The following is a 22,750-nucleotide window of genomic DNA, read 5'->3' as shown; positions in this document are numbered from 1 at the left end:
ATAAATCAGGCTTTTGAGGAGATGGGAAAAATGTTAATAAAATAAATGCCAACAGCCATTGGCAGGTAAATTATTTTATTAAATTTATAAGAGAGTCATTCTAAATTAATACACAACTGTTATTCACCTTTTGGCCCAAACAATTTTACACGTATGAAACTACTCGAGCCCATTCCGGCATTGACCGCCCCATCGTTACAGGATACAGTGAACTTTTACGTTTCCGTACTGGATTTCACCTGCAAAACCATGGATGATCAATCGAAGTTCGCTTCTATTAACAAAGACAATGTAACGATGCAGCTGGTGCATCCACAGGCAACATTTCCTTTCAGCAGCAGTCCCGGCCCTTTTGATGAACCTGTGTTCACCGGCGCTATCTATATTCATATAGATGGCATAGACGAATTATGGGAGAAGGTAAAAGACAAAGCCGAAGTATGTTTTCCTGTGCAGGATTTCGACTATGGCATGCGTGAATTCGGCATCTACGATAACAACGGCTACCTGCTGCAATTCGGCCAGCAGATCTCTGCCTGATACGATACAAAAAAAACCGCAGCACTTTGTGCTGCGGCTATTATCCATTTTTACTCACTTTCCTGCTGCGACAACTGGGTTTTCGAGGACAATTTTGTTTAGACGATAATAAGTTTATAGAAAATAAGATTCGGCGTAGTCTTGTTAGAAGCAAAGGTTCAGAGTCTAAATATAAACTAAATTCGCTAATATTTTTCGATCTTTTATACCCCATTAAAAAAATGAAACCGACCTTACTTCTCTTGCACGGTGCCCTGGGAGCATCACAGCAGTTTGATACCATAACACCCGCACTAAGTGAGCAGTACAGCATTCACCAATTCAATTTTTACGGTCACGGACGTACTGAATACCCTGCAGAAGGTATTAGTATCGCCGCTTTTGCACAACAGCTGCTGGATTACATCCATTCAAACAAGTTAGCGCCTGTTGCCGTATTCGGGTATAGTATGGGTGGCTATGTAGCATTAGCTGCGGCATTGCGGCAGCCGGATGCTTTCCTGAAAGTGGGCACACTGGCCACCAAATTCAACTGGACGCCGGAAACAGCCGCAAAAGAAACCCGCATGCTGGATGCAAAAATATTACAGGAAAAGGTGCCTGCTTTTGCAGAACAATTGAAAACATTACACGGTGAACCGGGCTGGGAACTGCTTTTGGCGGGTACAGCTTCCCTGATGCAGCAGTTGGGAGACGATCCTCCATTAACAAATAAGACCTTAAAAAACATAACCATACCCGTGAGGGTAATGGTGGGAGAGCTGGATACAATGGTCAGCATAGAAGAAACCAATGCTGCTTTTAAAAGTCTGCCCCGTGGGTCTATGACCATATTGCCGGGGGTGAAACATCCACTGGAAAAGGTAGATTGCGGGGTATTGGTACAGGCTATCCGGTCCGCCATTAACTTATAAAGTAAAGGGCCTGCCCGTTTACCAGGCAGGCCCTTTATAAAAGAACGCTTCCTATAGTTATTTTACAACTACCACACCATCTGCCACAATCACGATATCTTTCTTGGGTGCGGTGATCTTTGCAATTTCTGCTTTGCTTTTACCGGCATCTTCCGCAAAGTGTTTTAAACGCTCTACGGAGGTTTCATTCACTTTGGCAACACCTTCTACCACCACTGTTTTTCCTACAATGTTCTGTGGCATAAAGAAGGCATAATCCGTGAACTTTACCATCACAGGCTCGCCTGAAGCTCTTTCCAATTTCATGAAACAGCCTTTCTTTTTGCATACTTCCACTACTTTTCCTTCTACTTTACCGGTATAAATAGTGTCTGACTGTAATTTCTGATGAAGGTCTGCCATTTCAATAGCCTGTTCTGCATTGATGGCTTTTCCGTAAGTAACACCCGCCTGGGCAGGGGTGATGTTTGTCTGGGCAATGGAGGCTGTGGCAGCAAATAAACCAGCCAGCAACAGCAAATACGTTTTTCTCATAATTAGATTTTATTGCCTCAAATATAAGCAATTACGGCTATCGCGGGCCTCTCTGACCACACACATTAATATTATTTTAATTTGTATTATATTTTAATGTATATTTACCGTAGAAATTACCCTTCCTATGAAAATCACCAAACTGCTGGCTGGCGCCTTATGCCTGGCGCTGTTTGCTACTGCCTGTAAAAAAGAAGACCAGGGAACCCTTGGCCCTATTGCGGGTCAATGGAAAGCCACTTACCAGGTCACTACAGCCACTTTTCAAGGTCAGATCATCAGAGATACCACTAACATCCTTGTGGAAGGCGATTACGTTGCTTTCCGGGAAAGTGATACCGTCTATGTTGTAGATCATGGCCAGGCGGCGGAGGTGAATTTTTACAGGATCAATGGGCGTTCCATTGTGATTTCACCTAATCCCAGCTGTACCGGTGCAGGAAGCGATGATTTCAGGATAGATTATATCCATGCGGGAGAAATGAGTTTTTCTGAGCCGCAGATCATTGTGGTGCATGGGGTTACTACCAGGGCAACGGTGGCGACCATCTTTAAGAAGTAGTGTTAACGAATACACATACAGGACACGGGTGCTGCATTTGCGGCGCCTGTTTTTTTATTCCTCTTCCCCTCCACCGGAGATCCTGTTCACAGCTTCCCCAAATGCGGCGCCGATAGGGATCACGACTTGCCTGATATAAATGCAGCTGCGGTCTATCCGGTCTATTTTATGATTGGCTACAATGAAGGAACGGTGTACGCGGGTGAAATTAGCTATGGGTAATAATGCCATGGCTTCCTGCATGGACAGGCGGGACATTACTTTTTTATCCTGCAGTACAAAATTTACGTAGTTACCGGCGCTTTCCAGGTAGAGTACTTCATCCAGCTGCACTTTAAACTGTTCATAACCGGATTTGATGAAGATGTATCCGGGGTTCTGCGGGCGTTCCTGTTTCAGCTGTAATAAGCTGTGTGCTTTATTGCATGCTTTGAGGAAACGGGCCAGTGAGAAAGGTTTGAGTAAATAATCGATTGCGTCCAGTTCAAAGCTTTGTACGGCGTGTTCTGAATAGGCAGTGGTGAAAATGGTCATGGGTGGTTCGTGCAGGCTGGAAAGGAAATCCAGTCCGGAGATATCGGGCATTTTAATATCCAGGAAGAGGAGGTCTATTTTTTCTTTACGTAATAGTTCCATGGCGTCAAAGGCATTGGTGAATGTGCCTTTTAATTCCATAAAAGGAACTTTGGCTGCGTGTGCCTTTATTACGGAAAGGGCTACAGGCTCATCATCGATCGCTATGGCGGTCATCTTCATATAAACAAGATACGTCAATTACGGTTTATCAGTATAAAGCTTCCGGTGCCGGAGGGGTGTTTTTTTATTGGAACTGATCACACCTTATGCAGCAACAACAATCTCCTTGCACTAGCCCATAAATTCTTAAAACTACGGCCATCTGCAGCCTCCCAGTCCTTCACTACTTTCTCTGCTTCTTTCCTGCGCTGGACTTCTGTCAGATTGAACAGATGATCTATTACCTGCCCATCTGCTACAGCAGCACCGGCCTGGTAATGTTCCTGTAACCCCTGCTGCACTTTGGATTCATTGGTACTGCCTGCTGTGATCGCTGCCAGTTTTTCTTCATATTCTCCTTTGGGCATCATCAGTTTGGTAAGCAGGGGCATGATCTCTATCAATGTAATAATGAATACGATCAGGCGGTAACGTTGTTTTAACGGTGGATGCTCTTCTGTTAAGGTGTTGAGGGCCTCTGTCTGTGAAAGGAAACCATCTGTTAAGGTAGCCATATAGGCCTGTTCTTTCAGGCTATCTTCAGAGAACATGGTGGCCAGCTGTGCTTCTTTTTCAAGGCGCGCAGGCTCCAGTTCTTTTTTAAGTTTGCGCAACTCTTCTTCCGATTTCAGGTACTCCCCTTTCTTTACTTTCGCGATGGCAGATTCCCCGATCTTGCCGGAACCGCCGGTACCATCTGTTTCCCGGATATATCCGTCTTTATACTCTTTTACCTGTTCTTCTTTTTGCGTTTGCTGGCTGTTGAGGGTATTGAGCTGTTGCCTGAGCTCTTTGGTACGTACAAGGTTCAGATCAGCCTGTTCCTTCCGGAAATGGTCCAGTTTACTTTGCCTGTCCAGCACCATCTGTGCATCGATGTCTTTTTTAAACAACATCAATACCACAGGTTGTGAAATGAAGAGGCCAATGGTAATAGCCAGCAGCAGGCGAAAGGCCACCGGCAGGAACTGCGGTTTGCTGCCATTACGGCTCATAGCAGCGATCAGGCTTCTGTCTATAGACAATATGGCGAAGCCGAAGAACAGCGCCAGGCCCGCTATCACCAGGTCGTCTTTCACTACGGTGGAGAAGAAATATCCCCAGGCAAGTGTGGCAAACAACCAGGTAACGAGCACGGCTATACCTATTATGCGATACCTTTCCTTATCTACTTTACAATCCTTTAAGATCTCTGCGTCTGCGGTAGCCAGCCACCACAGGAATTTACTGAAACCATCCGGTTCCTTTTGCTGTTGACTCATTTATTGATCTCTATTGTGAGGTGTACAAAAAACTCGGTGGCGGTTTGGCGGATGCTCAGATCATGCTTACGCGGGTAGAGCAAGGCCAGTCTGTTCTTCACATTATTCAACCCAATACCCAGGCTTGTTTTTTCCGGATCATTCTCTGGTTTCACATGCACGCTGTTGTAAGCATCAAAGTAAATATGATTGGCATCGCAGGAAAGGGATACCACTATCCAGGAACGGTTACGGAGGCTGATACCATGTTTGAAAGCATTCTCTACAAAAGGGATCAGCAGCATCGGCGCAATGGGGTGATCACATTCATCCTCAGTAATGTTCACGGCGATCTTAATATCATTGGATTCCTGGATCCGCAGGCGCTGCAGGGCAATATAGTTTTGCAGGTAACCTACTTCTTTGCTAAGTTCTATTTTTTCCTGGTGATTCTCATGCAGCATAAAGCGCATCATATCACCCAGTTTCTGTACACCTTCACTGGTACGGGGAGCATTCTCCTGCAAGGCAGTACCATACAGGGTATTGAGTGCATTAAAAAGAAAATGAGGGTTAATCTGGGAGCGCAGAAAGTCCAGATTGGCGGAAGAACGACCCAATGCTTTCTCCAAAACTAACACCTCATCTTTTTGCTTTGAACGTAATTTCGACAGCCACCATGCAATAGGAAATACAAACATCACCTCTCCCAGCAGGATCATGAAGGCAAGCGCCTCCATTGATCTCGAGCTGGCACTAATCCCCACCATGAAGATGGTAAGGCCGCATGATAACATTATTGTGATGAGTAAATTTCTCCAAAGTATGCCCCATCCATGGCGTTTATTATGGAAGGGAGGGAAAACAAAGTAGTAAGCAACAATATAGGTGAGCTGATAGAAAAATCCTGTAAAGAGGATGAACACGAACATCGTACCATTATTATCCTGCGACACCATCACCAGTGATACGATCCAGACCAGGAAGAACAACACGATCTCTACTGTTATTTTACGCCATATATTATTCTTCTGGAACCATCCGTGCAAATAAGTGAAATAAAGATATTTGAGCGCATAATAAAAGGCGTAGGCGATAGCACAAACCAGCGTAGCACCCAAAGCCCTCCTGGCACAAGCAACATGGAATGCATGCATCTCTTTATAACCCAGCTGATAGCCGTAACGATAAGTAAAAGCAATCATCGTAAACAGGAACAATAGTCCAAATGCCGCGATAACTAAAGGTACCCCCGCATAGTAATGTTTCTTTTCCAGGAAGGAAGGCACTACCCAGTTATTGACTATCAGGAATGCAAAGTAACTGAAGGTAGCGATGGTGAGCTTAGGCAGCAGCACGTGTATGAATACATCGAAATGCATGTTGTTATTCTCAAAAGTCCTTGCTATCCAGTAAGTTCCGGATTCTTCGCCGCTTAATAAAAAGGGAAAGAGTACTGCCACCACTACCAGGAGATAAAACCCCGTAGCGATCCAAAACTCTGCCTTCCTGAATTTTTCCATGAATACTATTATTTGATGCAATATTAATAAACAACCGGGGCCAGTGGGGCTAAATGGTACGAAAATGCAGGAATATGGGATGAAGGTTGGTTTTTTATACCTTTGTACCCGTTTAATAATGGGTATCATGGCAAAAGTAAAAACAGGAATCGTACAGATGAGCTGTTCTGCAGACAAAGCGCAGAACCTGGCAAAAGCCATCGAAAAAGTAAGAGAGGCCGCCGCCAAAGGCGCACAGATCATTTGCCTGCAGGAGTTGTTCACTTCTCTTTACTTCTGCGATGTAGAAGATTACGAGAACTTCAAACTGGCAGAACCTGTTCCAGGCCCTTCCACAGAGGCCCTGGGTAAGGTAGCTGCTGAACTGGGGGTAGTGATCATTGCTTCCCTGTTCGAAAAGAGAGCAGAAGGCTTATATCATAATACTACTGCCGTGCTGGATGCGGATGGAAAGTATCTCGGCAAATACCGCAAGATGCACATCCCGGACGATCCGGCCTATTACGAAAAATTCTATTTCACACCGGGCGACCTGGGTTACAAGGTATTCCAGACGAAGTTCGCGAAGATAGGTGTACTGATCTGCTGGGACCAATGGTACCCTGAAGCAGCCCGTATCACGGCCCTGATGGGTGCAGAGATCCTCTTCTACCCTACCGCCATCGGTTGGGCTACCAGCCAGGATGAAGCCACCAATGTGGAACAATACAATGCCTGGCAGACCATCCAGCGGAGCCATGCTGTAGCCAACGGCATTCACGTAGTGAGCGTGAACCGCGTAGGTCTGGAACAGGATGGACTGATGAAGTTCTGGGGGGGCTCTTTCATTGCCAATCCTTTTGGCTCCCTGCTGCACCTCAGCCCGCACGACCAGGAAGAAACCGTGGTGCTGGAACTGGACCTTTCCAAAACAGACAGGTACCGCACGCACTGGCCATTCCTGCGCGACAGAAGGATCGATTCCTACCAACCTATTACCAAAAGATATATTGACGACGAAGCATGACGCAACCTACTCCCAAGCAACTTGGCTATTATTTCCCCGCAGAATTTCATCCACATATTGCCACATGGTTAAGCTGGCCGCATAAAGAAGCCAGCTGGCCGGGAAAGATCCATACCATCTTCCCTTACTACAGCCGTTTTGTAAAATACCTGGCGGATAGTGAGAAAGTACGGATCAATGTACTGGATGAAGCGATGAAAGCATTTGCCACCGGGCATTTGCAGGCGGAAGGCGTGAACCTCGCCAATGTGGAATTCTTTCTGCACCCTACCAACGACGCCTGGTGCCGGGACCATGGCCCTGCATTCCTGATCAATCCCGCTGCGGCTGAAAAGAAGGTAGTGGTAGACTGGAATTACAACGCCTGGGGCGGTAAATACCCTCCTTTTGAGCAGGACGATGTGATCCCTACCCTCATTGCCAATCATTATAAACTGCCGGTATTTCACCCCGGAATTATTATGGAAGGCGGTTCCGTGGAGTTCAACGGAAAAGGTACCATTCTCACCTCTACCTGCTGCCTCCTGAATGAGAACCGTAACCCGCATCTGAACCGGGACCAGGTGGAAGAATACCTGCACCAGTATTACGGAGCAGACCAGGTATTATGGGTAGAAGACGGTATTGTAGGAGATGATACAGACGGCCATATAGACGATACCATCCGTTTTGTGAATGAAGATACCGTACTCACGGTGGTGGAAACGGATAAGCAGGACGACAATTACGAACTGCTGCAACAGAACCTGCGCCAGCTGAAGCAAATGCGCCTTCTCAATGACAAACAGCTGAATATCATTGAGCTGCCCATGCCAGATGCGGTTATTTACGATGAGCAGCGTTTACCCGCTTCTTATGCAAATTTCTATATCAGCAATAAATATGTGATTGTGCCCACCTTCCAGTGCAAAAAGGACGATGAAGCACTGCAGATCATTTCCGGTTGTTTTAAAGACAGGGAGGTGATCGGCATCGACTCTACGGAGATCATCTGGGGATTGGGGAGTTTTCATTGCCTGAGCCAGCAGGAACCGGCTGTTTAACAAAATATTAAAAAAAGTAAAAGGCTGTCTCTCAAGGGGCGGCCTTTTTTGGCACGACCATTGTTTTACTATACATGAACCAAATCAAAGAGTCATGAAGAAGATAATCATCGCAGCTTCCATAGTAGGAACAGCCGTAGCAGGTGCATTCTGGTTAATGAAGAATCGCAGCCGTGCAGAGTCCGCACTCAATGATATTAAGGATGCGGCAAGGAACGCATACCGTAAAATGGATAAGCAGGCAAGAAAGGCTGGCAGAAGAGCTAATCATATGGTGCAGGAGCAACTGGCTTAAAAAATTTCGCATCAGTCAACATATAAGAAAGGGGCTGTATCATTTTGATACAGCCCCTTTCTTTTTTCTATTGTAACAGCGTTGCCAGTTTTTCTTCTAATTCCTTCCCTCTCAGGTTCCGCGCCAGGATCTTCCCATCCGGGCCGATCAATACGTTGGAAGGAATAGCCCTTACACCGTATAACCTGGCGGGCGCACTGTCCCAGAATTTGAGATCTGAAACATGCGTCCAGGTGAGCTTATCATCTGCTATCGCTTTTACCCATTGTTCCTTCTGCTTGTCCAGCGACACTGCAAAAATATCAAAGCCTTTTCCTTTGTACTTTTCGTATACTCTTACCAGGTTGGGATTCTCCCTTCTGCAAGGGCCGCACCATCCTGCCCAGAAATCCAGCAGCAGGTATTTACCTGAATGGCCGGAAAACTTCACCGGTTTGCCATCTGTATCTGCCAATGTAAATTCTGGTGCTACTTCACCGATGCCTACTTTACGCAAAGTGGGGGAAAGTTCCCTCAGCACGTTCACATATTGTGTCTTTTGCAATGAAGGGCTTAACAGTTTTACATTATTATCAATCTCATCCGGTGTTAAACGGTAAGAGTAATCTCGGTACAGTACATAAGCGGCTACAATGGAAGATGGATTCGCTTTAATGAATTCATCCACTTTTACATTCCGGCTGTTCCTGTATGTGGTGAACAGGTCCTGCGCATCAGAGCCCTTTACCACAGACTTGCTGTAGTAGACCGCTGAATCCAGTTCTACCTCTATCTTTTTATCTTCTAAAAAGATAAATAAGGGGCTGGCTGAAGGATTCAGCGTGATGCCGTACAGTTCAGGCAGTTTGGGCTTCTTTGCAAAATGGAACTTACCATCCGTGATATTACTGGAATCTATGGTAAAGAACATTTTATTCGTAAAGCGCTGCAGATAAACCTTTCCTGAACTCACACCTTTTACGGTACCCGTGATGGCAAAGTTCTGCGCGTTGGCAGATAAAGTGCCGGAGAGCAATACGATGCTTAAAAGAGAACGTATCATAGATTTGGATTAGCGTTTATTTCATTAATGGGAATGGAGAAGAGATAATACTGACTGTTCGGAACAAAGTCTGTTTTATCCGGGAACTTCAGCTGATGATGCCCTTTTAAAGGAACATCCCTGAACGTGCCGTCTGCCCTTGGCACCCTGAGTATTTCTGTAGAAGGTATACGCACCAGCGTACGTTGCAAACGCAGGATATCAGGCAGTGCAAATCCTTCACCCCACAATTCCCTTCTTCTTTCTTTCAGGACCTCTTCTATTAATTGTGGTTGTGTAAGTGAGCCATTCAGCAGGGCGGGCAAACTTCTTTTCACCCTTAATTCATTGAGTGCATCAAAAGCACCGCCAATGTTATTGAGCCGGGCTTTACTTTCCGCTTCTATCAATACCATTTCAGCGGAACGCATTAATACAATGTGCCCGGACTGATCTGTTTTGTTCACGAACTTGGTATACTTCAGCCATCCTAACAGCGGGTCCGTAGTATCAGCTACGGGTTTGAACAATGTTTTACGGATATCACCATCTGTGAAGAGTTCTCTGAAGTGAGGGTCTGCCATTACACTTCTGTAACCCGTTGGCGGCGTTACATCAATATAACCGAAATAAGATGCGCCCCCCAGGTTCTGATCGGTAGCCTGCGGATGGCCCCAGATCCATTCCACATTACTTACATCACTAAACCCTTTGAGGTATTCTATCGGCTCCATGACAGGGAAACCTGTTCTGGCTTGTTTTGCACGTACCGCAGCAGAATCCCAGTTCTCCTGTGTGAGGAAGGCACGTGCCAGCAAACCTCTTACCACCTGTTGATTAGGGCGGTTCTTTACGGTGCGGTTAAAGCCCTGCAGCAATCCATCTGCTTCTCTCAGGTCTGCGATCACCTGGTCGTAGATGGCACCTACCGTAGCTCTTGGCTGTGGTTTGGAATCAGGATTGGTAGGAGTGGTGTATAAAGGCACACCTTTCGCATTTTTGTCTTTCGCATAAGTGAACTGGTATTGACGTACCAGGTTCAGATAAGTGAAAGCACGCAGTGCAAGCGCCTGGCCTTTGAGGAACTTTTTCTCACTGTCTGTACCGGAAGCCGCATCCACATTAGCAATGATGTTATTGCAGTTGTCGATCACTTTATACTGGAAGGTCCAGAAGAAAAGCGCACGGCGGGTAGTATTATCAGAAGGATCCAGGAAACCGTAGGTGGCCAGGAAACCATATACACCATCGCGTAATACGGCATCTCCGCCCATTGCTTCCTGTGAAAGGATGATAGCAGAATAACCGGGGTTATCCTGAGAGGTGGAACTCTCCATGATGTAACGGATGGTGCCGTTCACCAATGCGTCTATGTTCTTGGTAGATGCATACAACTCTTTACCGGTTAAACTGCCGGAAGGAGAAGTTTCGAAGAATGATTTACCACAAGCGGCCAGTAATATCACAGCTCCTGTAAGTAATATATAAACTCTTTTCATCGTACTGTCTTTTAGAATGAAACATCAAAACCGAAGGAGATAGTTTTCTGTGCAGGGTAGCGGTAGAAGGTTACACCATCCAAGGCCTGCTCAGGGTCCAGCCCTTTGTGTTTATAAAAAGTAACCAGGTTCTCTCCGCGTGTATATACCCTGATCTGCTGCAAACGTAAACGGGAGGTCCAGTTAGCGGGTAAAGCATAACTTAATCCAATGTTCCGGAGCCTTGCATAGGTAGCATCGTACAGGAAACGGGTGGAAGCACTGTTCCAGCTGGTTGCATCCGTAGTGAGGCGGGGAACATTGGTGTTCTTATTATCAGGCGTCCAGCGGTCCAGTATTTCTTTGCTCCAGGTACGGCCTGCGCTGTTACCATTATGAGATAACATCACCTCGTCGTAATCCAGTATTTTACCACCGATGCTGAAGGCCAGCAGTGCGCTCAGTTCAATGCCCCTGTAGTTCAGCACGGTGTTCACTCCTCCGGTGAGGTCAGGTAAGGAAGTACCAACAATATACTGGTCTGCCTGTGCATATACACTGGTAGTAGTGCGGCCCGTAACTCTCTTTTCTCCGTTAGGCAATGTTTCGTAAGTGTTCTTATACCATAAAGGCAAACCTGTTGCCTGATCAACACCCGCCCATTCGCGGATAAAGAAGTCGTATACAGAACCGCCTACGGTAAGTTTTTTGGTGGGGCCTATTACAGAAGTATTAGCCGGTACAATTTCCTTTGCAGGCAGGGAAGTGATCTCATTGTTGAAATGACTGAGGTTCACACCCACATCCCATTTGAAATCCTTCGTTAACACAGGTGTGGTTTGCAATTGCAGGTCCCATCCTTTATTGGTAAGTGAACCGATGTTATCGTCAATGGCCGGGAAACCCAGTGATGGTGCAAGCGGCCTTTGATATAACAGGTCCTTTGAACTACGATCAAAATATTCGGCAGAGAGAATGATCCTGTTCTTCAGGAATGCCACATCCACGCCGGCATTAAAGTTCAGGTTGGTTTCCCATTTAAGGCCCGGTGTTGGAAGGCGGGAAGTGATCACACCTGCTTCACCCAGACTGTTATAAATGGAATACAGGTCCTGGTACTGATAATAACCTCCTAAGTTATCATTACCCTGCGCACCGTAACTGGCACGGAGTTTCAGTACATCCAGCCAGGAAGGTGCATGGAAGAATTCTTCCTTTGTTACATTCCAGGATGCACCTACAGACCAGAAGTTACCCCAGCGGGAATCCGGGTGGAAACGGGAAGAACCATCCCGGCGGAAACTACCGGAGAGGAAATATTTATCTGCGAAATCATAATCTACTTTGGCGAGGTAGCTGGCCAGCTTGTAGTTATCGGAACTACCGCTGAAACCAGTCAGCAAAGAAGCTGCGTTAGGTTCATCTTTACCCAGGAAGCCGAAATTACTTTTGCTGCCTGAGAGAGAAGATGTATTCAGGATGTATACCTCCTGCCCTGCCAGTACATTAAAATGATGTTGCCGGAAAGCAAAAGTATAATCCAGGATATTGTTCACCGTGTAAGCCAGAAAACGTGTCTCTCCTTTGCTGACAGAACCGCGGGTACTTATACCTCCACCGAATACAGGATTGGTGTAGTTATGCGTAAGCGTATTGTTGTAATCAGCATTGATGCTGCTCTTCAGTTTCAGGTCCCTGAGCACATTGATCTGGATATAACCACGGAAAGTAAGGTTATCCAAACGGCTCAGGTATTTGTTCAACAAAGAAGAACCGAGCAGGTTGTTACCGGTAGCTGCAGCACTGGGGCGGTAGTTACCGAAATCATATACTTTATTGCCGTTCTGGTCCAGCTTCAACGTACCATCAGGGTTCCTTTCGTAGATAGGATAGATATTAGCTACGATCCTGCCGAAGTTAGCAAGGTTGCCCTGGTCGCTGTCGCTTTGTGGTGGTGCATCCTGTTTGGCCGAACTGATAGCAACATTCACACCGGTTTCAAACCAGCTGTTCACTTTGGTTGTGTAATTCACACGGCCATTGTAACGCGTATAACCTGATCCGATGATAAACCCATCATCATTCAGGTAACCTGCAGATACAAAATATTTACTTTGCTCACTGCCGCCGCTTACATTCAGATCTATCTGTTGGCGGATCCCGGTACGCTGGGTAGATTCTCCCCAATCGTCTGTCCAGAAAGGTTTTGCACCGGCTACTAATTTACCGTCTGTACCAATGGGATTAGGATATTGAGAGCCGAAAGGGTTAATCTTTAAGCTGCTCACTACGTTATCTGTAGCATACTGTGCCGCTACTGCAGCAGTTCTGCCAAGGTCCAGTTGTTTATTACGCAATGCCTCCCACTGTAATTCGAAATATTCTTTCGCATCCAGTTTTTCATAGTCTTTCACCGCACGTTTGGAATATCCTGTGCTGGCACTCAGCGTTACTACGGGTTTGGAATTGAGGCGGCCCTGTTTGGTAGCTATGATGATCACACCGTTTGCACCACGTGAACCATACAATGCACTGGCGGCTGCATCTTTCAACACACTGATAGATTGAATATCGGCCGGGTTAATAGAATTGATATTTCCGGAGAAAGGCACGCCATCCACCACATATAAAGGGTCGCTCGATGCATTGATAGAACCGATCCCCCGGATGCGGATTGTGGCATTACTGCCAGGCTGCCCTGCGGAAGAAACAGATTGCACACCGGGTACCGTACCCTGCAAAGCCCTGCTGATACTGGATACCTGCTGCCGTTCCAGGTCTTTCGCGCTCACCGTAGAAGCGGATCCTGTATAAGATATTTTATTAGCGGTACCATATGCTACCACTAACACTTCGTTGAGTGTAGCTGCACCGGACAGTGTGATATTTACTGAGGTATCAGATACCGGGGCTTCCTGGGTCTGGAAACCGGTGTAGCTGAATATTAATACAGCTCCTTTACCGGGTACCTGTATGGAAAAACGGCCGGAAGCATCCGTTACAGTTCCGGTTTGTGTGCCTTTCAGGCGAACGCTGGCGCCGGGGAGTGCAACATTGTCGCCGGAGCGGACAGTTCCCTGAACACGTCTATCCTGCGCATGTGCCCATTGCAATGCAAACAGCAATGTCATTAAGCATGTAAATGTTCTCATTTTAGATTCTTTTTAGGCAATAGATTTCCTGGCGGTTTGCTGACCGCAAATTTTTCCTGTATGTATTATGAAAGAAAGAAGAGGAAGAGTGGTTGGCTCATTCCGGTACAGCATAGTTGATGCACATCCCCCTATGCCGGGGAATACACCTTGTTTACGATGCAAATGTATAGACGTTTAACAATATAACCAAGTTAGTCTATGAATTTTGTAGACTTATGTTTTAAAGTGCGTTTAAAAGTGATAAACGGACTTTATCCTGTGCTGCAATCGTTAACTTAATGTTAAAAAACGCCTAATTCGTTCTCCAGCAAGAACTTTAGCAGCTTTTACATTGACTTAAATCATTGGTCAATTAAAAATAGGGTTATACTTTTGGGTTATGACTACTAACCTGGCAAAAAGAGAAAGAATAAACTGGCTGCACGAAATGGATTTCATTGGTATTCACCTCGTTCCCCTGCTGGCCTTTTTTACGCATGTAACGGCATTCGACTGGATCCTATGTGCTGTATTGTATGTGGTACGCATGTTTTTTGTAACGGGTGGTTATCACCGGTATTTTTCTCACCGATCGTATAAGACTTCGCGATTCTTCCAGTTCATCCTGGCATTTGGCGCACAATCGAGCTTTCAGAAGGGTGCTATCTGGTGGGCAGCCAATCACCGCATTCACCATAAGCACAGTGATACGCCTGAAGATCCGCATTCTGCTAAGATCTATGGATTCTGGTATGCGCACATCGGCTGGATCATGGGACCTGAACATAAACCTACCCGTTTCGACCTCATCAAGGATGTAAAGGAAAAAGAATTGTTCTGGCTGAATAAATACCATTGGGTACCGCCGGTGATCCTGGCTGCCCTGGTATATTTTGTTGGTAATAAAGTAAATGGCGCAGGTTGGTTCGACTGGCAGGCTGGTCTCTCTACTTTGTTCATCGGTTTCTTCCTGAGTACCATCTTATTATTCCATGGTACTTTTACCATTAACTCCCTGATGCATAAGATCGGCAAACCGCGCTACAAAACGGGCGATGAATCCAAAAACAACCTGATCCTGGCCCTGATAACACTTGGCGAAGGATGGCATAATAACCACCACTATTACCAGAGCGCAACGCGGCAGGGCTTCTATTGGTGGGAGATCGACATCACTTATTACATTCTCCGTATGCTGGGATTATTTGGTATAGTTTGGGACATTCGGGGTGTACCACAGAAAGTAAAAGACAACAATAAAGTAGCATAGGGTTTTCTATCTTCATGTGGAATAATTTATCCCTTGCAGTTCTCTAAACTTACCAGACACAAATTGATATTGTAAATATTGCTTTTAAATATTCCTGGTCCCAGCCGTAAGTTTCCTTGCAAACACGGGCTGGGACTTTTCTTTTTATATCTTCTTCTCAAGAAATAACACATAAGTAGCATTCTTAATATATTATATTTTTCTATATTTGTATTCTGTAAGAGATCACTTGGTTCTTAAGCATTTAGGAGGTTGGCAGCCTTCCCGCATGGGTGAACAATTCAGTTAAGACATACATTTTCGTTTCTTTATTTATCCTATTTATCCCTTATTCTGTTCCTATGAATAGTTTTCTACGTATTGCCGCGCGCGTAACTTTCGCGGCCGGCCTTTTCATTGTGGCATCTAAAGCTAATGCACAAATGAAAGTGGGTGACAAACCCTACTCAATCAACAAAGCATCTGTATTGGAATTGGAAAGTGACCGTCAGGGTCTCTTACTTCCGCGCGTACAACCTGCCATGCTAACGGCCGTTCCGTTGAATACGGCGCCTGATGGTATGGTGGTGGTAGTGGAAGATGCCGCCAAACAGAACCAGGTATTATACCTGCGTAAAAACGGCACCTGGGTAAAGCTCGCTACCCTGGATGAATCTGCCCTGAACTGGAATCGCGCTGGTAACGCAGTGAACGAAGCTACTGATTTCATCGGGTCCACCAACTCCGCTGCCGTTATTGTGAAAACAAATAACGTAGAGGCTATGCGTGTAGCTGCAGACGGCAGGGTAGGTATTGGTAATACAGCGCCTACTGAAAAACTGGATGTAACCGGTAATACCAAAGTAAGCGGTTCCGTTACAGCTAACAGCCTGGATATTGCCAACAATGTGAACCTTCACAACGTAGCTGCCAGCACCACATTGGTAGAAGTACTGGTGATAGATCAGGCAACCGGTGCAGTGAACCGCAGAACCATGTCTGCCGCAGCCTTTAACACTGTTGTATCCAGCTTTAACGGATCTTCCATAGCTGCGCAAACATTGGTAGCAGGCTCCGGTGGTACTGACCTCAATATTGCCACTAATGCCGCTACCGGTGAGCATACCGTCAATATCCCGACAGCAGGTACGGGTATCACCCGCGGTTTGCTCTCCCTGGCTGACTGGGAAAAACTGCAGGATGCACAGAAACAAATGGTAGCAGGTGTATTCTCTACCACTGCTGATGCAAAAGGTTTAAGTATTGGTGGAACAGACAATAACGAGATCATCCTGCATGCTGCAGATGCCACCAACCCGGGAGGTGTATCTACTGCCACCCAGGCTTTTGGCGGTGATAAGAACTTTGCCGCGAATGTAACTGTAGGTAATACAACTACCGGTAACTCTACCCTGAACGTAGACGGTTCTGTTGCCATGGCCATTAAAACTGTTGCCACTTCAGGTTATACCCTGAATGATAAAGACAATACCATCCTGGCAAATGCTACGGCTTCTTCCCTGGTCATCAATTTACCAGCGGCAGCCGTTGGCCGGATGTACACGATCAAAAAAATAGGCACCGGTGGTATCGATCATGATGTAACGGTAACACCTGCCGGCACTGCTTTGATCGAAGGCGGCGCTAACTTTGTTATCTACAACGACTGGACATTTATTACTATTCAATCAGACGGAACTAACTGGTATATCATCAGAAAATAATTAACAGGGGTTGGCCAAACTCCTTTGGCCAACCCCCTTGTTTATTTATTCCTTTTGATCTAACATTCTCACTATGAAATTCCTTACAGCCCTGAGTTGTGGCCTGTTATTACTATCCCTTCCCGCTGCTGCCCAGCAATTGAAATTAGGTGACAATCCCTCTGTTGTGAAAAAAGACGCGGTGCTGGAACTGAATAGCACCAACCAGGGATTACTCTTACCACGTGTATTGAAATCACAGATCTTATCTGGCGGTAAATTATTTAATGCTGATAATGGCATGCTGGTTTACGTTACAGACGCCGGGGAACAGATCATGTATAATAAACGCAACGGCGTATGGGAAAAGGTAGGTGATTACACCAACAATATCTGGAATGCCAATAAGATCCAGAACCGCAATATCGCAAATACAGCACCTGCTACGGGAGATGTATTAAAATGGAACGGTGTTACCAATCTCTGGGAACCTACCATGGATAATGGTCTCGGGGTTACCTATGCTACATTGCCTGATAATAATGCCTATAATGCTGATACCCCTGATGATGACGCCAGGATGAAGATCTGGGCCAGTCCGGGTACAGGCACTGTTCTGAGCGGGCCGCTGGGTACAGATGCATACTCCTGGAACGTGCTGGCATTCAGAGGAGCAGGATATACTACGCAGCTTTATTTTGATAAGAGTACTCTGGCTGTTAAAGAATGGGTGGGCAACAACGCTCCCGTAACACACAAAGACGGTAATATCTGGTACAAAGTAGTGACGATGAACGGGGACCTTAATTTCGTCCAGGGCGGGTTGCTATTTGCAGAAAAATCATTCGACTCCAATACAGAAGTAAAACAGCAGGCAGATAAATTATTCTGGGATAATCCCAATGACCGCTTAGGAGTGGGTACCAATGCTCCTACCAGCACGTTACATGCAGGCGGTTCGTTTGCCACCAACGTAACCGTTCTTACCCCTGGTAATGTTACATTGAACGAAACACACAATGTGGTGGTTTTCCGCCGGGCCAGCGGTAGCGGAAATATGACTGTCACACTTCCTTTAGCTTCTACCTGCATAGGCAGAGAATACACTATTGTAAGAGAATATACAGGTGGCAGTGGCAACGTTGTAGTAGCCATAGGTAGTGGTGATGCTTTGAGAGGCAGCCCCATCACCTATAACGCCAATGCCGTATTAAAAGTACAATCAATCGGCACCCGCTGGATCATCCTTGTAAACTCCACGACTGCTTTATGAGGTACATTCTGTCTGTTATGTTTTTTATCTGCTGCTGCCTGCAAAGCAGCCTCGCCCAGCAGGGGATCTATATCCCCGCCGGAGGCAAGGTGGCTATATCAGGTGTGCTGCCGGTAACGTTCTGGCAGAATACACGCAATGATGGATTGCTGGGATCCATTCCCGGTTCCAATCTTTATTTCCTGGGAAAGCAATGGACGAATGGTGCAGGGGCCGTGTTAACAGATGAAAGCGCAGGCGGCTTTACCGGTACAGGCGGTATGTTCCGCTTTGCAGCAAATACCGGCCGGCAAACATTGTATGGAGGTTATAATGTTGCGGGCAATACAGGCAGCAGCTTTCCTAACCTGGTGATAGATAACGCAGCAGGTGTTGAACTGGGAGACCTGGAAGATGCCAGCATACGCAATACACTTCATTTTCAGAATGGACATTTCTTTTTAAATGGCTGGAACCTTTCAGCCGGAAATATTACCGGTTACAGCGACCGGCGGTTTGTGGTAACCGGAACAGACATTGCAGGCGGATATCTTTACCTCCGCGGCGATACGCTTACTTTCCCGATAGGTACGGATGAAAACAATTATGCGCCTGCCGCCCTGCAAAACCAGGGGGTAGAAACCTTCCGCGCAAGGGTGTTTGATAATGTATATCAATACGCCGTTTCCGGTAATGCCATGCCGGATACCTTTATTTATAAAACATGGAATATAGGCAGGATCAGCGGGAGGAACAGTAGTCCTCTTTCCCTATCCTTTCAACATATGAATGCCACAGAATCTGCCATATATATGGCTAACCGTGCAAACAGTTTCGTGAACCATTTTGTTAACAATGCATGGGAACAACAGCTCACCACTACTTCCACCGGTGATCTCAGTACCGCCACTATGCAGCAGGCAGCTACAAAACATGCAGTGCAATTAAATGCCGGTGCCAGCGAATTCTTTGCCAAGGCTACACGCAAAAACCTGGAAGGAACAAAATTAATGTTCCTCCGTTTTGCGGCAGACCGGCTCAATCCTTCTTCTGTAGGCTTGTTATGGACTACCTGGTATGAAGTGAACAACCTTCGTTTTGAAATTGAAAGAAGACTGGAGAATGAAACCACTTTCAAAAAGGTGGGCGAAATGCCATCCAAAGGTATTGGCAATATTGAATTACGGGCATTGGACTACAACACGATCGATCTCAATGATTTCCGGGGATGGAGCTATTACCGTATTAAAGCAATGCTGAGAGATGGGTCCATTGTGTACTCAGAGATCAGGCCGGTGCCACCGCAACGCGATGTGCAGGTTTTCCCCAATCCAAACCATGGCAGGTTCAAGGTAAGGGTGAATGGATATCTCAGCAAACAGGGCATGCAGCTCACCAATACCTGGGGGCAGGTACTATATCAATATGATATAGACCAGGAGCTGAATGTAGATGTTACCGGATTACCCGCTGCTACCTATTACCTGGTGATCTTCCATAAGGAAACGGGAATGATCATCCACAAGAGCAAGGTGGTGATATTGAAATAATTTGCCTGTTCATCTAATATTTACTAACATGAACCTGAGTCGGTTTGCCACTGCGTTCCCTACTCCTGAAAATGGTTACAGCCAATTCCTGTAAACCAACTACCCAAACGGGTACCTCTTCCCTGGAAGGATCAACAGGACTGCGGGAATTGAAGGCTTTTAAAATTTACTGATAATCGGCTGGTATTTTCTTAATTTAGTACCAATCATTATCTAAATTGACATGTACCGCTGCTTCCTGCTTATCCTGGTTCTTTTACCTGCTTTTTTAGCCAGTAATGCCCAACAGACGCAAACCCAAACCCAGAAACCACCATTACACGGTAAACACTGGATGGCCGTTACCGGCAAACCACTTGCTGCCACGGCTGGTGCTATGATCTTTCAGAAAGGAGGCAATGCAGTAGATGCTGCATGCGCCATGCTGGCTGCAACCTGTACCATGTGGGATGTACTGAGCTGGGGAGGGGAAACACAGGCGCTCATCTATCATCCTAAAACCGGGAAGGTAATTGCGATCAATGCCATGGGTGTTGCACCAACAGGCGCTACCGTTGAATTCTTTAAAAAGAAAGGATATAGTTTTCCTCCGGAATATGGCCCCTTGGCAGCTACCACACCAGGTACACCCGGCGGGCTTTGTTATATGCTGGCGCAGTATGGAACACTGAGCCTGAAAGAAGTACTGGCACCTGCCATGGAACTGGCAGCAGGTTATCCCATAGAAGCACAAACAGCCAACAGTATACAACGTGAAAGGAAATATATCCAGGAATGGCCTTACAGTAAAAAAGTTTTCTTTACGCATCCGGAAAGGGAAAGGTTAGCCCCTGATGCAGGAGAGATCTTTGTGCAAAAGGACCTCTTGGCCACACTCACTAAAATGGTGGAGGCAGAACAAAATGCACTGAAGCAAAAAAAGAGCCGTAAAGAAGCGATCATGGCTGCTTACGATCGTTTCTACAAAGGAGATATCGCCATTGAATTTGTAAGAGGCAGTAAAGAACAGGGAGGGCTGATCACCATGGAAGACCTCGCTAAATGGAAACCCATTGAAGAGGAACCACTGCATGTAAATTACAAAGGCATTGAAGTATATAAGTTACAGGAGTGGACGCAGGGCCCCATGTTACTGCAAAGCCTGAATATCCTGGAGAACTTTGATCTGAAAGGCATGGGCTATAATTCACCGGCCTATATTCATACCCTTTACCAAACCATGAACCTGACCTTCGCGGACAGGGATTTCTATTATGGTGATCCTAATTTTTCACTGAAGAAGCCGCCTATCAAAGGATTACTGAGTAAAGCCTATGCAAAAGAAAGGGCTAAGCTCATCGACCCTGCTAAAAACAATCCGGATGCGCAACCAGGGGATCCCTATCCTTTTGAGGGCAAAAAGAATCCTGTGTTGTACCTGCTGCCGGAAAGAGCTTCCTTCACTGATTCTACAGGGAATAAAAAGCCGGATGGTTTTGTACCAAAACATGATGCTGTAGCAGAACATTTGCATCGCAGCAGTGCCAATGATGAAATGGCCTATCAGCAACAGGCAGACAGTCTCTACATGGACCGTTTGTGGCGCGGCACTACCAGTGTGGAAGCAGCAGACGAAGAGGGATGGGTAGTATCCATTACACCCAGCGGCGGATGGATGCCGGCCTGCATTGCAGGACGCACAGGTGTTGGCATGAGCCAGCGTTTGCAGAGCTTTGTTCTGGATTCTGCCTTAAGCCCTTTTAACGTATTGGCACCAGGCAAAAGACCCCGTGTTACCCTAACGCCTTCCATGGCATTGAAGGATGGAAAACCTTTCCTCTCCTTCGCGGTACAAGGCGGCGATACACAGGACCAAAATCTTTTACAGTTCTTCCTGAACATGGTAGAGTTTGGTATGACGGTTCAGCAGGCTACGGAAGCAGCAAATATCAACAGCAATCAGTTATGGCTCTCCCTGGGTGGTATGACCATCAAAGAACGACAGCCAAAACCGGGCAGCATTCTGCTCAATACCAATACGCCGGAAACAACAAGAACAGCTTTACAGAACATGGGGTATAAGCTCAATTTTGTAGCACGGAGCAGCGGCCCCATCAATGCCATCTTCTTCGACAGGGTACATGGCAGTCTCTGGGGAGGCAGCAGTAATCATGGGGAAGATTATGGCATAGGCTGGTAGTTATGCCGCTTTCTTATTATAATGAAAGAACTTCTTCTTATAATCATATAAGACCCGTATGATCTTGCGGGGGCTTTTCCATTCAAAGAGGAAAATGATAAAGGTGGTGATCTTCACAAAACCTTTAGGGCTTTTCAGGGCATCAGCCAACTTTGTGATGCTCTGGTCCCTGGCGGCCAAACATGCTGCTCTCTCCTCTCCTGTTTTACCAGCCAACTCCTCTGCAAAACTCCATGCCCCATCCCGTGCATTGGAAATACTGAACTGAATAAGGATGGATTCTCCGTTATTGGCATGCATACCCACCAGCGATAACAAAGGAGAGATCCGGCTGATGGCATTCGTTACCTCAAAGGTGAGAGAGCCGATGATGGTATTGATACTGATGAAGTCTTTATGCAAAGACTGTATATCCTGCCCTGCTGCTGCATCCACGGCCGCTATGCCCAGATCATAATTGATATGTGCGTTCATGCCCAGCAGCAATTGCTGCAGGAGTATCACGGTGGGTTTCTTTGTACCACTGAATGCAGATGCCCATGGGCCGGAGGTAGGCTTTTTTGCCTTCCATTGCTGTACTGCTTCCAGGTAGCGGTTGGCAAAAAAAACATCCAGTCTTTCCATACGCGCGCCATCCTCAAATTCATTATTGAGGATCCCTTCCTTCACTCTTACCGTTACTTTGTAATAAAGGGAAGCGAAAAAACCGATGCGGCTGTTCGTATCAATGCATTCTTCAATTAACTGTTCCAGTTGAAGGATGACTTCATCAATAGTATTAGCTGCCATTT

Annotated in this window: 19 protein-coding genes; 11 read left to right on the top strand and 8 right to left on the bottom strand. The window is 46.2% G+C overall.

Translation table 11 applies throughout. The features are described 5' to 3' along the window. Nucleotides 1-153: 153 nt before the first annotated feature. Both BUR42_RS00395 and BUR42_RS00390 read left to right on the top strand, forming a co-directional pair. Nucleotides 154-540: a VOC family protein gene (locus BUR42_RS00395; RefSeq protein ID WP_074237155.1), complete on the top strand. Its 387-nt coding sequence runs from the start codon at nt 154-156 to the stop codon at nt 538-540. 221 nt (nt 541-761) lie between these two features. Further along, entirely contained in the window at nt 762-1,454 is a 693-nt protein-coding gene (locus BUR42_RS00390; RefSeq protein WP_074237153.1) for an alpha/beta fold hydrolase, read from the top strand. Between the two features lie 57 nt (nt 1,455-1,511). Here BUR42_RS00390 and BUR42_RS00385 read toward each other — a convergent pair whose 3' ends face one another. Continuing rightward, nucleotides 1,512-1,988, bottom strand: a complete 477-nt coding sequence (locus tag BUR42_RS00385) for a DUF4920 domain-containing protein (RefSeq protein ID WP_074237152.1) — start codon at nt 1,986-1,988, stop codon at nt 1,512-1,514. A gap of 127 nt (nt 1,989-2,115) precedes the next feature. Between BUR42_RS00385 and BUR42_RS00380 the strand changes: the two genes are divergently transcribed. Continuing rightward, nucleotides 2,116-2,550: a hypothetical protein gene (locus BUR42_RS00380; protein ID WP_074237151.1), complete on the top strand. Its 435-nt coding sequence runs from the start codon at nt 2,116-2,118 to the stop codon at nt 2,548-2,550. Nucleotides 2,551-2,604: 54 nt separating this feature from the next. On the opposite strand, the gene BUR42_RS00375 is transcribed toward BUR42_RS00380, so the two are convergent. The 3 genes from BUR42_RS00375 to BUR42_RS00365 all read right to left on the bottom strand — a co-directional run bounded on the left by BUR42_RS00375 (nt 2,605) and on the right by BUR42_RS00365 (nt 6,049). Then, nucleotides 2,605-3,306, bottom strand: a complete 702-nt coding sequence (locus BUR42_RS00375) for a LytR/AlgR family response regulator transcription factor (RefSeq protein WP_200798193.1) — start codon at nt 3,304-3,306, stop codon at nt 2,605-2,607. A gap of 77 nt (nt 3,307-3,383) precedes the next feature. After that, entirely contained in the window at nt 3,384-4,547 is a 1,164-nt protein-coding gene (locus BUR42_RS00370; protein WP_074237149.1) for a DUF4407 domain-containing protein, read from the bottom strand. Further along, nucleotides 4,544-6,049, bottom strand: a complete 1,506-nt coding sequence (locus BUR42_RS00365; protein WP_074237147.1) for a sensor histidine kinase — start codon at nt 6,047-6,049, stop codon at nt 4,544-4,546. Before BUR42_RS00365 ends, BUR42_RS00370 begins: the two co-directional genes overlap by 4 nt. A gap of 127 nt (nt 6,050-6,176) precedes the next feature. Between BUR42_RS00365 and BUR42_RS00360 the strand changes: the two genes are divergently transcribed. The 3 genes from BUR42_RS00360 (at nt 6,177) to BUR42_RS00350 (ending at nt 8,393) form a co-directional block, all read left to right on the top strand. Further along, nucleotides 6,177-7,055, top strand: a complete 879-nt coding sequence (locus BUR42_RS00360; RefSeq protein ID WP_074240358.1) for a carbon-nitrogen hydrolase — start codon at nt 6,177-6,179, stop codon at nt 7,053-7,055. Beyond that, on the top strand, nt 7,052-8,098 hold the full coding sequence (locus tag BUR42_RS00355) for an agmatine deiminase family protein (protein ID WP_074237145.1): 1,047 nt from the start codon (nt 7,052-7,054) through the stop codon (nt 8,096-8,098). Before BUR42_RS00360 ends, BUR42_RS00355 begins: the two co-directional genes overlap by 4 nt. Before the next feature lie 94 nt (nt 8,099-8,192). Next, a complete protein-coding gene (locus BUR42_RS00350) occupies nt 8,193-8,393 on the top strand; it encodes a hypothetical protein (protein WP_074237143.1) in 201 nt (66 codons plus the stop codon). A 67-nt stretch (nt 8,394-8,460) separates the two neighbouring features. On the opposite strand, the gene BUR42_RS00345 is transcribed toward BUR42_RS00350, so the two are convergent. The 3 genes from BUR42_RS00345 to BUR42_RS00335 are packed head-to-tail and all read right to left on the bottom strand — an operon-like array spanning nt 8,461 to nt 14,044. After that, nucleotides 8,461-9,435, bottom strand: a complete 975-nt coding sequence (locus tag BUR42_RS00345; protein ID WP_074237141.1) for a TlpA disulfide reductase family protein — start codon at nt 9,433-9,435, stop codon at nt 8,461-8,463. Then, nucleotides 9,432-10,913, bottom strand: a complete 1,482-nt coding sequence (locus BUR42_RS00340; protein ID WP_074237140.1) for a RagB/SusD family nutrient uptake outer membrane protein — start codon at nt 10,911-10,913, stop codon at nt 9,432-9,434. Before BUR42_RS00340 ends, BUR42_RS00345 begins: the two co-directional genes overlap by 4 nt. 11 nt (nt 10,914-10,924) lie before the next feature. After that, entirely contained in the window at nt 10,925-14,044 is a 3,120-nt protein-coding gene (locus tag BUR42_RS00335; RefSeq protein WP_074237138.1) for a SusC/RagA family TonB-linked outer membrane protein, read from the bottom strand. Nucleotides 14,045-14,426: 382 nt separating this feature from the next. Between BUR42_RS00335 and BUR42_RS00330 the strand changes: the two genes are divergently transcribed. The 5 genes from BUR42_RS00330 (at nt 14,427) to BUR42_RS00310 (ending at nt 21,959) form a co-directional block, all read left to right on the top strand. Beyond that, nucleotides 14,427-15,296, top strand: coding sequence for an acyl-CoA desaturase (locus BUR42_RS00330; RefSeq protein ID WP_074237136.1), 870 nt, complete (start codon nt 14,427-14,429; stop codon nt 15,294-15,296). Nucleotides 15,297-15,637: 341 nt separating this feature from the next. Continuing rightward, the gene (locus BUR42_RS00325) at nt 15,638-16,999 is read left to right on the top strand and encodes an autotransporter outer membrane beta-barrel domain-containing protein (RefSeq protein ID WP_074237134.1); all 1,362 of its coding nucleotides are present in this window, start codon (nt 15,638-15,640) and stop codon (nt 16,997-16,999) included. A gap of 73 nt (nt 17,000-17,072) precedes the next feature. After that, on the top strand, nt 17,073-18,251 hold the full coding sequence (locus BUR42_RS00320; RefSeq protein ID WP_074237133.1) for a hypothetical protein: 1,179 nt from the start codon (nt 17,073-17,075) through the stop codon (nt 18,249-18,251). Continuing rightward, nucleotides 18,248-19,780 carry a T9SS type A sorting domain-containing protein gene (locus BUR42_RS00315; protein ID WP_084185234.1) on the top strand — a complete coding sequence of 511 codons (1,533 nt, stop codon included), beginning with the start codon at nt 18,248-18,250 and terminating at the stop codon, nt 19,778-19,780. Before BUR42_RS00320 ends, BUR42_RS00315 begins: the two co-directional genes overlap by 4 nt. A gap of 223 nt (nt 19,781-20,003) precedes the next feature. Then, nucleotides 20,004-21,959, top strand: coding sequence for a gamma-glutamyltransferase family protein (locus tag BUR42_RS00310; RefSeq protein ID WP_074237129.1), 1,956 nt, complete (start codon nt 20,004-20,006; stop codon nt 21,957-21,959). Here BUR42_RS00310 and BUR42_RS00305 read toward each other — a convergent pair whose 3' ends face one another. Continuing rightward, the gene (locus tag BUR42_RS00305) at nt 21,960-22,748 is read right to left on the bottom strand and encodes a DUF5995 family protein (protein ID WP_074237127.1); all 789 of its coding nucleotides are present in this window, start codon (nt 22,746-22,748) and stop codon (nt 21,960-21,962) included. Between the last annotated feature and the right edge of the window lie 2 nt (nt 22,749-22,750).

It is taken from the genome of Chitinophaga niabensis (assembly GCF_900129465.1).
GTDB lineage: Bacteria > Bacteroidota > Bacteroidia > Chitinophagales > Chitinophagaceae > Chitinophaga > Chitinophaga niabensis.
The sequence above is the reverse complement of the archived record's forward strand: the minus strand, read 5'-3'. Positions and strand labels throughout refer to the sequence as shown.